This window comes from Promicromonospora iranensis (genome assembly GCF_028994805.1).
Lineage (GTDB): Bacteria > Actinomycetota > Actinomycetes > Actinomycetales > Cellulomonadaceae > Promicromonospora > Promicromonospora iranensis.
This window is the reverse complement of record NZ_JAJQQP010000004.1, coordinates 232,056-243,670: the sequence shown is the minus strand read 5'-3', so window position 1 is coordinate 243,670 and position 11,615 is coordinate 232,056. Positions and strand designations below refer to the sequence as shown.

Sequence of the window (11,615 nt, the reverse complement as noted above, 5' to 3'; positions counted from 1 at the left end):
ACCCAGCGTGCGCTGGGTGACTACCTCGGCAGGGTGTCAGAGGGACGCGAGCGCCTCGTTGAACGTCTTGCTCGGGCGCATCACCGCGGTCGCCTTGGCGTCGTCCGGACGGTAGTACCCGCCGATGTCGGCCGGCTTGCCCTGGACCGCGAGCAGCTCCGCCACGATCGCCTCCTCGCCGGCAGCCAGCGCCTCGGCGAACGGCTTGAACGTCGCGGCGAGCTCGGCGTCGTCGGCCTGCGTGGCCAGCTCCTGCGCCCAGTACAGGGCGAGGTAGAAGTGCGAGCCACGGTTGTCGATGGTGCCGAGCTTGCGGCCCGGGGAGCGGTCCTCGTTGAGGAACGACCCGGTGGCGCGGTCGAGCGTGTCGGCGAGGACCTGGGCCCGGGCGTTGCCCTCGCTGCTCGCGAGGTGCTCGAAGGACGCGGCCAGCGCGAAGAACTCACCGAGCGAGTCCCAGCGCAGGTAGTCCTCCTCGACGAGCTGCTGCACGTGCTTCGGCGCGGAGCCGCCGGCGCCGGTCTCGAACAGGCCGCCACCCTTCATCAGCGGCACGATCGAGAGCATCTTCGCCGACGTGCCGACCTCGAGGATCGGGAACAGGTCGGTGTTGTAGTCGCGCAGCACGTTGCCGGTCACCGAGATCGTGTCCAGGCCCTGGCGGATGCGCGCCAGCGAGTACGCCGTCGCCTCCGCCGGGTCCATGATCAGGATCTCGAGGCCCTCGGTGTCGTGCTCCGGCAGGTACTGCTCGATCTTCTTGATCAGGTTGGCGTCGTGCGCACGGCGCGAGTTGAGCCAGAACACCGCGGGCGTGTCCGCGGCGCGAGCCCGGGTGACGGCCAGCTTGATCCAGTCGCGGATCGGGGCGTCCTTGGTCTGGCAGGCGCGCCAGACGTCGCCCGCGTGGACCGCGTGCTCCATGACGACGTCGCCCGCTCCGTTGACGATGCGGACCGTGCCGTCGGCGGCGATCTCGAACGTCTTGTCGTGCGAGCCGTACTCCTCGGCGGCCTGCGCCATGAGGCCCACGTTCGGGACGGAGCCCATCGTGGCCGGGTCGAAGGCGCCGTTGGCGCGGCAGTCATCGATGACGGTCTGGTAGATGCCGGCGTAGGACGAGTCGGGGATCACCGCGAGGGTGTCGGCCTCCTCGCCGTCGGGGCCCCACATGTGGCCGCCGATGCGGATCATGGCCGGCATCGAGGCGTCGACGATGACGTCGGACGGCACGTGCAGGTTGGTGATGCCCTTGTCGGAGTTCACCATGGCCATCTTCGGGCCGTCGGCCAGCGCGGCGTCGAACGCGGCGCGGATCTCGGCACCGTTCGGGAGAGCCTGGAGCCCGGTGAAGATGCCGGCCAGGCCATCGTTGGCCGACAGCCCCGCCGCCGCGAGGTCCGACCCGTACTTCTCGAAGACCGGCTTGAAGAACGCCCGCACGACGTGGCCGAAGATGATCGGGTCGGAGACCTTCATCATCGTCGCCTTGAGGTGCACGGAGAACAGCACGCCCTCGGCCTTGGCCCGCTCGATCGACTCGAGGAGGAACCCGTCCAGCGCGGCGCCGTCGATGAACGTGGCGTCCACCACCTCGCCGGCGAGGACGGGCAGCGACTCCTTGAGCACGGTCACGGTGCCGTCAGCGGCGACGTGCTCGATGCGCAGGGTGTCGTCGGCCTCCATGACCACCGACTTCTCGTTGGAGAAGAAGTCGTCGTGGCCCATGGTCGCGACGTTCGTCCTCGACTCGGGCGTCCACGCACCCATGCGGTGCGGGTGCGCCTTCGCGTAGTTCTTGACCGACGCCGGCGCGCGGCGGTCGGAGTTGCCCTGGCGCAGCACCGGGTTGACGGCGGAGCCCATGACGCGGCCGTACCGCTCGCGCGCGTCCTTCTCGGCGTCGGTCCGGGCGTTCTCCGGGAAGTCCGGCAGGTCGTAGCCGAGGCTCTGGAGCTCGGCGATGGCGGCCTTCAGCTGCGGCAGCGACGCCGAGATGTTGGGCAGCTTGATGATGTTCGCGGACGGGTCGTGCGCCATCTCACCGAGCTCGGCGAGCGCGTCCGCCTGGCGCTGCTCGTCCGTGAGCCGCTCGGGGAACTGCGCGATGATCCGGCCGGCGAGCGAGATGTCGCGGGTCTCGACGTCCACACCGGCCTTTGCCGCGTACGCCGAGACGATCGGCAGGAACGAGTAGGTCGCCAGAAGCGGGGCCTCGTCCGTGTGGGTATAGATGATCTTGGACATGGGTATGGCTGACTCCCCGGGTGTTGGAATGTGCCGATCTCTCGATATCAAGATACCTGAGTCCCCCGCACCCTCCGGAATCGCGAGACGCACCTCACGCCCGACGTGCCGGACGCTCCGGTGGTGCGAGCGTCCGACACGTCAGGGTGCGGCTCAGATGAGGCCCAGGGAGCGGACGGCGTCACGCTCCTCGGTCAGCTCGGCGACGCTCGCGTCGATCCGGGTGCGGGAGAACTCGTCGATCTCCAGGCCTTCGACGACCTTCCACTCACCGGTGCCGTCCGAGGTCACGGGGAACGAGGAGACGAGCCCCTCGGGGACGCCGTACTCGCCCGAGGACCACAGGCCTGCCGACGTCCAGTCGCCCTCGGGCGTGCCGAGCGTCCAGTCGCGGACGTGCGCGATCGCCGCGTTCGCCGCCGACGCCGCCGACGAGGCCCCGCGCGCCTGGATGATCGCCGCGCCCCGCTTGGCCACCGTCGGGATGAAGTCGTCGGTGAGCCAGGTCCTGTCCGCGGCGATCTCGGCGCCGGGGCGGCCGCCGACCTCCGCGTGGAACAGGTCGGGGTACTGCGAGGCGGAGTGGTTGCCCCAGATCGTGAGCTTCTTGATGTCCGCGACGGGGGTCCCCGACTTGGCAGCGACCTGCGAGAGCGCGCGGTTGTGGTCCAGACGGGTCATCGCGGTGAACCGGGTGGCCGGCACGTCCGGCGCGTTCGTCGCCGCGATCAGCGCGTTGGTGTTCGCGGGGTTTCCGACCACGAGCACCCGGACGTCGGAGGCGGCACCCTCGTTGATGGCGCGGCCCTGCGGTCCGAAGATGCCGCCGTTGGCCTCCAGGAGGTCAGCGCGCTCCATGCCCGCACCGCGCGGGCGGGCGCCGACGAGGAGCGCCACGTTGACCCCGTCGAAGGCCTTGACCGGGTCGTCGAAGATCTCGACGCCGGCCAGGGTCGGGAAGGCGCAGTCGTCGAGCTCCATCGCCGTGCCTTCGGCGGCGGCGACGGCCTGGGGGATCTCGAGCAGGCGGAGCCGTACTGGCGTGTCCGCGCCGAGCATCTCGCCCGCGGCTATGCGGAAGAGGAGCGCGTACCCGATCTGGCCAGCGGCTCCGGTGACGGTGACATTCACGGGTTCAGTCATGGACCCACTCTTGCATCGACCGGCCCGCCTCGCCCAGCCCCCACGCGACATCCGCGCGCCGCGCTCGCAACCGTCCGATTCCGGTCTCGGACGGCACCGTCGAGGTCAGCGGACGTACGGTGAAGAAAATACCTGCGTCCATCCAGGTTTTGCCCAGCCAGGTAATGGCAGGATGTGCGCGACATCGCACGCACTCCGCCATGACGCGCACCGTATGGGTGTGCCACTGAAAGGATTTGTCTTCATGTCCCAGGACCTCGCCGCGACCCGCGGCGTCACCGAGGTCGAGGAGCGGTCTCCGAGCCTGCTCTCCCGCCTGCTCGCCGAGACCTTCGGCACCTTCCTGCTGACGCTCGTGATCGTGGGAGTGCTCGTCTACAGCCCGCTGAACTCTGTCGGCGGGCTCGGCGTCGCGCTCGGCGGTGCCTTCGCCTACATCGCGGGTGCCGCTGCGGTCGGTCGCGTCTCGGGCGCGCACTTCAACCCGGCGATCTCGCTGGGCGCCTGGCTCGGTGGCCGCATCTCGGTGCGCGACATGTTCGTCTACTGGGGTGCGCAGCTCGTCGGCGCCATCCTCGCCGCCGGGGTGCTCTTCGCGACCTTCCCCACGGCGCTCGTCGACCTGCTCAAGGGTCAGAACCCCGAGATCGTGAACATCCCGTCCGTCTTCGGCTCCGCCGTGAACGGCTTCGGGGAGAACTCCCCGCTCTACCTGCAGACGCAGGGCGGGGCCCAGTTCGACTGGTTCCCGGCGCTCCTGGTCGAGGTCATCATCTCCGCGGTGCTCGTGGGCGTGTACCTGGGCGCCTACGACCGGCGCCGCTCGGTCATCGGTTACGGCCCGGCCGCCGTCGGTAGCGCCATCGCGGCGCTGACCATGATCTCGTGGTTCATCACGAACTCCGGCATGAACCCGGCCCGCTCCACCGCTGCCGCGCTCTTCGCGAACGAGTGGGGCCAGCTCTGGCTGTTCTGGGTCGCCCCGCTCGTCGGTGCCGCCCTGGCCGCTCTCTTCTACCGCGCGTTCGCCTCGAGCGAGCTCGAGGAGGCCGACGAGCTCGACCTCGACGAGGACGACGAGGAGGAGCTCGTCGTGGTCGAGGAGACCGAGGTCGTGGCCGTGGAGACCTCGCCCGAGGCCGAGGCCGACGTGACGGCCACGCCCGAGCCCGAGAAGAAGGCCGACGACAAGGCCTGATCCACCGCAGCACCTGCACCACGCCGGGGCCGCATCTTCCGTCCGGAAGATGCGGCCCCGGTGTCGTGCGGGCGCTGTGTCACGTTCGCGTAGACCGTGCGTCGATCAGCCGCTGGGTGCCGGGGCGCCGCTTCCCGACGCTACGATCCCGGATCATGGCCGACACGAGACAGACACCCGGTGACGAGCCGGAACCGGCTACGGATCCCGGGACGGCCGACACAGCAGACGGCGTAGCAGGCGACGCGGGCGAGAAGAAGTCAGACGAGGCGACGGCCGGCGCAGGAGCCACGGCATCCGGCGCGGCAGATGACGCCGCGGACCCCGTCGAGGACGCAGGTCCCACGGGTGACGCGGCCCCCGCCGACGACGCGGACGGCGCGGACGGCGCGGACGGCGCGGACGACGCCGACGACGCGGAGGGACCGAACCCCGCGGACCCCGCGGACCCCGCCTCCGCCGTCGTCGAGCAGCCGACGAGCGCAGGCGACCCCGACGACCCCGACGAGCAGCCCGAGGGGCCGTACCCGACCCGCCTGGGCTGGGTGGTGGCCGCGTTCCTGCTCTTCTGGCCGCTCGCGATCCCCGCGCTCGTGCTCTCGATGCGGACCGCCGAGGCCAACGGCACGGGGAACACCCGCCGCGCGAAGAAGTCCTCCGTCCGCGCCCTCGACTTCGCCCTGGGTGCCGTCACCCTCGGCGTCGTCGGCATCGTCGGGCTGGCGGTGGGCGTGGTGGCCGCACCCACCTACGCGTCGTCGCTCCCGCAGGGGTTCGTGTCCGCGGCCCGGTCGTTCGTCCCGCCGGCCCTGGCGGGCCCGCTCGGCATCACCCTGCCCGACGACGGCGCCGAGATCGCCGCGCCCACGTCGCCGGCGATCCCGAGTGGCGACCCCTCCTCGGCCGGGGATCCCTACGACCCCGATCCCTACGCCTCGGACCCGTACGCGGAGGATCCGTACGCGGAGGATCCGTACGCGGGGGATCCCGCGAACGACCCCCAACAGCTCCCGCCGCCCGGATCCGGCGACGAGACGGAGCCGTCCGGCGAGGAGACCCCGACGTCGGACACGACGGCCACCGCCGGGGCGGAGATCCCCGACCTGGCGGTGGGCGACTGCTTCGACACCTCAGCGACGTCGGGCCAGACCACGCTGTACCGGATACCGGTGGTGCCCTGCACCACCGCGCACGGCGGCGAGGTCTACGCCGAGACGACGGCACCGGACAGCCTCGCGAAGAACGGGCAGGCGCCCACGCAGCAAGCACTGTGGGACGCCGCGGACGCGTACTGCTACCCGGAGTTCACCAAGTTCGTCGGCATGCGGTGGGCCAGGTCGGAGCTGCTGTACTGGCCGATCGCGCCGTCGGAGCAGAGCTGGGGAGAGGGCGACCGGCGCATCCTGTGCGTCGTCGAGTCGGAGAAGCCGCTCACGGGTTCGCTCAAGGGCGCGGAGCGCTGACTCGAGCGCGCGGAGCACTGACACGTCGGCCGTCACCCCGGACGGCGGCCGACGTCCGGTACCGGCCCGGGTACGGGCGGCGTCAGATGCTGGGTGTCGCCACGGCGAGGACGCCGATCAGCACAGCCGTCGCGCCGTACAGCACGATGTCGACGGTCCGCGTGCGGATGACGAGCCCGACCGGGCTGTCCAGCACGGCGCGGAAGATCGCGCAGACCACGAGGACCACGCCGATGCCGATCGCCCCCGCGCGTGCCCCGGCAGTCATGCCGAGCAGCACCGACAGGGCGACACCGAGCAGCACCAACCAGATCGCGAGGTTGCTCCGTTGCGGCTCGGATGTCATGTCGGAGGCCTCGCCGCTGAACGTCTCACTGCGGTCGAGCTCCTGGCTGGTCGTCGTGGTGGCCGTGGTCAGACGTGCCTCTCCGGTGTGTTCGAGCGTAGCCGTTCCGGCGGTGACCGGCTCGAGGAGCGTCGTAGCGCCGCCCGCTGCGCCGGAGGCAGTCCGCGTCTCACTGAGATCCACGGCACGAGGGTACAACCGAAACGTCGCGATTCTGCAGAGCCGTGACCGGCTTGCAACCTGAATACCAGCGCGTTCCCAGGTTGGCGGCCTGCGAGCTACCGTGAGATCCATGCCCACGCCTTCAGCACAGGTCCTCAGCAGCGTCGTCATCGTGGGTGCGGGACTGGCCGGTGCGCAAACCGCCGTGGCGTTGCGCAAGCACGGTTTCGACGGGCGCGTGACGCTGCTCGGCGCGGAGGGCCTGCCGCCCTACGACCGCCCGCCGCTGTCCAAGGAGCTGCTCAAGCGCACCGAGCCGGTCTGGCTCGCCGACGACCTCGGCATCGATCTCACTGCGCTCACCGACGACCTCCGGCTCGCCGACCCCGCGGTCCGCCTCGAGGTGGACCGGGAGCGCGTGGTGGTGCGGACCGCGTCCGGCGACGACGTGGTGGCCGACGCCGTGGTGCTCGCCCTCGGCAGCGAGCCGGTGCGACCGGCGGGCTGGGACGCCGCAGTCACCCTGCACACGGCAGCGGACGCGGAGCGGCTGCGTGCGGCGCTGGTCCCGGGTATGCGGCTCGTGGTGGTGGGTGCCGGCTGGATCGGAGCCGAGGTCGCGGGCGTCGCCGCGGGCGCCGGCGCACGGGTCACGGTCGTCGAGGCGGGCCCGGTGCCCCTGGAGCGGCAGCTCGGCCGGCGCGTGGGCGACCTGCTCGCGCCCTGGTACGACGCCGCCGGGGTCACCCTGGTCACGGGCGTCACCGTCGACCAGGTGCTGCCCGGGCTGCACGACGACGCTCAGGACGGCGCACGCGTGACGCTGGCCGACGGGCGGGTGCTCGAGGCCGACCTGGTCCTGGCCGCCGTCGGCGCGCGGCCGGCGTCCGGCTGGCTGGCCGGCTCCTTGCCGCGCGAGGCGAGCGGCGGGCTGCGGGTCAACCGCGCGGGCCGGTTCATGGGCCTGCGGTCCCCCACCGACCCGGCGGGCGGGCTGCACCTCGACGCGCTGCGCCGCGTCTGGGCGGTGGGCGACATCGCGACGCGGGAGCACCCGGTGTTCGGGCCGGTCCCCGGCGGGCACTGGTCGGCGGCCCTGCACGACCCCGACGTCACCGTCCGGGCCCTGCTCGGTCTCGACGAGCGTGCCGCCGAGCCGGAGCACGTCCGCGCGCGGCTCGGGCTCCCGCCGATACCCACGCACGCGCCGTACGTCTTCTCGCAGCAGCTGGGGCACGACCTCGCGCTGTTCGGCGCGCCGTCCCCGTTCGACGAGGTGGTGCTGCGCGGCGACCCCGCGGCGTCGGGCGGCTGGGCCGCGCTCTACCTGGAGAACGCGCTGGACCGGCACCCCCGACGCACCGCGGACGGCCACCGGATCGTGACCGCCCGGGCGGTGCTGCTGGTCGACTCGCCCCGTGAGGTGGGGCAGGTGCGCAAGCTGATGAACCGGGGCGTGCCGCTGACGCTGGACCTGGACCGCGCCCTGGACCCGTCGATCAAGCTCAAGGACGCGCTCGTCTGACCGACGTACCCCCACCATTTTCGAGGTCTACGTTTCTCCGCTCTGAAGCGATTCAGAGCGGAGAAACTTAGACCTCGAAAACAAACGGCGTCGCCGGTTATCCACAGGGTTGGCGGCGGTCGACCGCTTTTGGGATGGGTTGCATGTTGATATGGGGCCATGCGACTGCTCAAGCCTCTGCCCGCGCAGCTGGACGTCATCGCCTCCGGGCAGGAAGGACTGGTCTCCGCCGCCCAGCTCGACGCGATCGGCGTGGACGCATCGTGGCGGTACCGGCTGGTTCACCAGTGCCGGCTGACCCGGGTCACGCAGGGTGTTTTCGACACGGACCTGGTTCCTCCCGAGCAGAGGTCTCGTGCGGACGTCCTGGATCACCTCCGACGACGGCCCGCGTGGCTCGGTCTCCTCGCGGGCGGCCCGGGCTCGACGGCGATCGGCGTCTGCGCTCTGGCGCTGCACGAGGCCAAGGGCCTTCCGCGCACCCTTCGGCCCGAGGTGGTCGCCCCGGACGGAAAGTGGCGGCCGCCGCGGGACGGGATCGTCTTCCGCAAGATCGGGACGACGGTCACGGCGACGTTCGGCGGCACGTTCCGGATCGCGACCGTCACGCACGCACTCGCGCTGGGCGTCGTACAGATGCGGCGGGACGACGCGGTCGCCGTGATGGACGACCTGCTGCACACCCGGAAGGCCACCGCCGACGACCTTGCCCGCGCGCACGAGCTCGCCCGCGGACACCGGGACGTCGAGGCGACACATCCCTGGTGGCAGCTGGCGGACGGCCGTGCGGAGTCGCCGCTCGAGTCCGTGGCACGGCTGGCCTGCCTCGATGCCGGGATCCCGCCGGACACCCTCCAGCTTGTCGTCCGGGACGCGAACGGCACCTTCCTCGGCCGGATCGACCTCGCCTGGCGCCTTCCGGACGGAAGCTGGCTCCTTGTCGAGATCGACGGGGCCGAGGTGCACAGAGCGCCCCAGGCCGTCTACCGCGACCGGAACAGGCAGAACTCGCTGGTGTCGGCCGGCGGCTCGAGGCTCCTTCGCTTCACCGCCAAGGATCTCCGCTCCCGCATGATCATGACGCTGTCCACGCTGCTGCACCAGGCCGGCTGGCGCGCTGGAGGCTATGCCGACCACGGCCGGCCAGCTGTCCTCGGCACGCTGCCTGCCGCGCTCGGCCACTCGCTTTGAGGTCTAAGTTTCTCCGTTCTGAACCGTTTCAGAACGGAGAAACTTAGGCCTCGAAGTGGGGCGGCTACCGCGCGGGACGGCGCGGGACGGCGCGAGGACGACGGCGGTGGGTGGCCCTCAGTGGGCGAAGTGGCGGGTGCCCGTGAGGTACATCGTGATGCCGGCCGCCTCGGCCGCCTTGATCACCTCGTCGTCGCGGATCGAGCCGCCCGGCTGCACGACGGCGGTCACGCCGGCGTCGAGCAGCACCTGCAGGCCGTCCGCGAACGGGAAGAAGGCGTCCGACGCCGCGACGGCCCCCCGCGCCCGCTCGGCGCCGTCGGCCAGGGTGTTGGCGCGCTCGACCGAGAGCCGGCACGAGTCCACCCGGTTCACCTGGCCCATGCCGATGCCGACCGCCGCGCCGTCCTTGGCCAGGAGGATCGCGTTCGACTTGGCGGCCCGCACGGCCTTCCACGCGAAGGCGAGGTCGGCGAGGACCTCGGGTGATGCCGCCTCACCGGCGGCCAGGGTCCAGTTCTCCGGAGCGTCGCCGTCGGCCTGGAACCGGTCGGTCGCCTGCATGAGCAGCCCGCCCGAGATCGGCCGGGTCTCGACGGCGGCGGACGGCGCCTCCGGGACGACCAGCAGCCGGATGTTCTTCTTGGCCCGCAGGATCTCGAGCGCCTCCGGCTCGAAGCCCGGAGCCACGACGACCTCGGTGAACACCGGGGCGATCTGCTGGGCCGCGGCCGCCGTGACAACGCCGTTGGCCGCGATCACGCCGCCGTACGCGCTGACCGGGTCGGTCGCGTGGGCCCTGGCGTGCGCCTCGGCGATGTCGGCACCGACGGCGATGCCGCACGGGTTGGCGTGCTTGATGATCGCCACGGCGGGTCCCTCGTGGTCCCAGGCGGCCCGCCATGCGGCGTCGGCATCGACGTAGTTGTTGTAGCTCATGGCCTTGCCGTGCAGCTGCTCGGCCTGGGCCAGGCCCGTGGCCCCGTCGCCGCGCGTGTACAGGGCGGCGCGCTGGTGCGGGTTCTCGCCGTAGCGGAGCACGTCCGACCGGTCCCAGGTGCCGCCGACCCAGGCCGGGAAGCCGGAGCGCTGCGGCTCGCCGTCGACCGTCACCTCGTCCGTGGGCGACACGACGCTGCTCATCCACGAGGCAACGGCGACGTCGTACGTCGCGGTGTGCACGAACGCCTCGGCGGCGAGGGCCTTGCGCTGCGCGTAGGTGAACCCGCCTGCGCGGACGGCGTCCGCGACGGCGGAGTAGGCCTCCGGGTCGACGACGACGGCGACCGACGGGTGGTTCTTCGCCGCGGCGCGGACCATGGACGGGCCGCCGATGTCGATCTGCTCGACGACGGCGTCCGGCTCGGCGCCCGACGCGACGGTGGCCGCGAACGGGTAGAGGTTCACGACGACCAGCTCGAACGGCTGGATCTCGAGCTCCGCGAGCTGGGACAGGTGGTCCGGCTTGCGGGTGTCGGCCAGGATGCCGGCGTGCACCCGCGGGTGCAGGGTCTTGACCCGGCCCTCGAGGCACTCCGGGAACTCGGTGAGGTCCTCGACGGGGGTGACGGGGATGCCGGCGTCGGCGATCCGCGACGCGGTGGATCCGGTGGAGACCAGCTCGACCCCGGCGCCATGGAGCGCCGTGGCGAGCTCGATCAGGCCGGTCTTGTCGTAGACGCTCAGCAGGGCGCGCCGCACGGGGCGCTGCGAGTCGTCGGTGAGCTGGACTTCAGGTGTGGACGGGGCGCCGGACATGGCGGTTCTCCTCGGAGGTAGCTTCGCGGAAAACCCTGGCACCCAGGCGGGCGGCGCGCATCACGGGTCGCTCGGCCGCTCCCCGGTGGTGACCCACCCTCGCCAGTCACGGCCACGCGCAGTCTATCCGGACGTCGGCACCCGTATCAGTACCCGTAGCGGTACACCGTCTCCGGGTGGATGACGACGCGGGTCAGCTCGCTGCCCAGGATCGCCGCGAGGCTCCTGGCCCGGGCCGGGTCGTCGAGGTCCCAGTAACGTGCCGCGAGCCGGGAGGCCAGGTCGGACACCCCGTCGGTCTCCACGGTGGTGCGGCCCGCGACGGAGATCCAGCGTTCGCGCTCGCCCACGGGTGCGGCGACGACCAGCGAGGCGCGCGGGTCGCGGGCCAGGCGCCGCATCTTCAGGGACCCCGGCTCGGTGAAGAACTGGACGGTGCCCTCCGCGGTGGCCTCGAACCACAGGGGCCGGGGCTGAGGTGGCTGCGTCCCGCCCGCGACGGACAGGAACCCGTGCAGAGGGCGGGCGAGGAACTCGAGGTCCTCGGCGGTCAGGCTGTCGGTGTGCGGCATCGGGGGCCTT

9 protein-coding genes and 1 riboswitch are annotated in these 11,615 nt (G+C 71.7%); of the genes, 4 read left to right on the top strand and 5 right to left on the bottom strand.

Annotation, left to right across the window (positions count from 1 at the left end; genetic code table 11):
* Nucleotides 1-36: 36 nt before the first annotated feature.
* Both LUM46_RS08250 and LUM46_RS08245 read right to left on the bottom strand, forming a co-directional pair.
* The gene (locus tag LUM46_RS08250) at nucleotides 37-2,247 is read right to left on the bottom strand and encodes an NADP-dependent isocitrate dehydrogenase (RefSeq protein ID WP_274993311.1); all 2,211 of its coding nucleotides are present in this window, start codon (nucleotides 2,245-2,247) and stop codon (nucleotides 37-39) included.
* Between the two features lie 153 nt (nucleotides 2,248-2,400).
* Nucleotides 2,401-3,390 carry a malate dehydrogenase gene (locus tag LUM46_RS08245; RefSeq protein WP_274993310.1) on the bottom strand — a complete coding sequence of 330 codons (990 nt, stop codon included), beginning with the start codon at nucleotides 3,388-3,390 and terminating at the stop codon, nucleotides 2,401-2,403.
* 244 nt (nucleotides 3,391-3,634) lie between these two features.
* Between LUM46_RS08245 and LUM46_RS08240 the strand changes: the two genes are divergently transcribed.
* Both LUM46_RS08240 and LUM46_RS08235 read left to right on the top strand, forming a co-directional pair.
* A complete protein-coding gene (locus LUM46_RS08240; protein ID WP_274993309.1) occupies nucleotides 3,635-4,588 on the top strand; it encodes an MIP/aquaporin family protein in 954 nt (317 codons plus the stop codon).
* A gap of 155 nt (nucleotides 4,589-4,743) precedes the next feature.
* Nucleotides 4,744-6,051, top strand: a complete 1,308-nt coding sequence (locus LUM46_RS08235; RefSeq protein WP_274993308.1) for a septum formation family protein — start codon at nucleotides 4,744-4,746, stop codon at nucleotides 6,049-6,051.
* Between the two features lie 82 nt (nucleotides 6,052-6,133).
* Here LUM46_RS08235 and LUM46_RS08230 read toward each other — a convergent pair whose 3' ends face one another.
* The gene (locus LUM46_RS08230; protein WP_274993307.1) at nucleotides 6,134-6,580 is read right to left on the bottom strand and encodes a DUF3017 domain-containing protein; all 447 of its coding nucleotides are present in this window, start codon (nucleotides 6,578-6,580) and stop codon (nucleotides 6,134-6,136) included.
* Nucleotides 6,581-6,689: 109 nt separating this feature from the next.
* On the opposite strand from LUM46_RS08230, the gene LUM46_RS08225 reads away from it, so the two are divergent.
* Together LUM46_RS08225 and LUM46_RS08220 are read left to right on the top strand one after the other, a co-directional pair.
* Complete coding sequence (locus tag LUM46_RS08225; protein WP_274993306.1) at nucleotides 6,690-8,084, top strand: NAD(P)/FAD-dependent oxidoreductase; 1,395 nt, start codon at nucleotides 6,690-6,692, stop codon at nucleotides 8,082-8,084.
* A 159-nt stretch (nucleotides 8,085-8,243) separates the two neighbouring features.
* Nucleotides 8,244-9,275, top strand: a complete 1,032-nt coding sequence (locus LUM46_RS08220) for a hypothetical protein (protein ID WP_274993304.1) — start codon at nucleotides 8,244-8,246, stop codon at nucleotides 9,273-9,275.
* Nucleotides 9,276-9,392: 117 nt separating this feature from the next.
* On the opposite strand, the gene purH is transcribed toward LUM46_RS08220, so the two are convergent.
* Together purH and LUM46_RS08210 are read right to left on the bottom strand one after the other, a co-directional pair.
* Nucleotides 9,393-11,033, bottom strand: a complete 1,641-nt coding sequence (gene purH / locus LUM46_RS08215; protein WP_274993303.1) for a bifunctional phosphoribosylaminoimidazolecarboxamide formyltransferase/IMP cyclohydrolase — start codon at nucleotides 11,031-11,033, stop codon at nucleotides 9,393-9,395.
* A gap of 33 nt (nucleotides 11,034-11,066) precedes the next feature.
* A riboswitch (ZMP/ZTP riboswitch) is annotated at nucleotides 11,067-11,153 on the bottom strand.
* 26 nt (nucleotides 11,154-11,179) lie between these two features.
* Complete coding sequence (locus tag LUM46_RS08210) at nucleotides 11,180-11,605, bottom strand: pyridoxamine 5'-phosphate oxidase family protein (protein WP_274993301.1); 426 nt, start codon at nucleotides 11,603-11,605, stop codon at nucleotides 11,180-11,182.
* Nucleotides 11,606-11,615 lie beyond the last annotated feature (10 nt).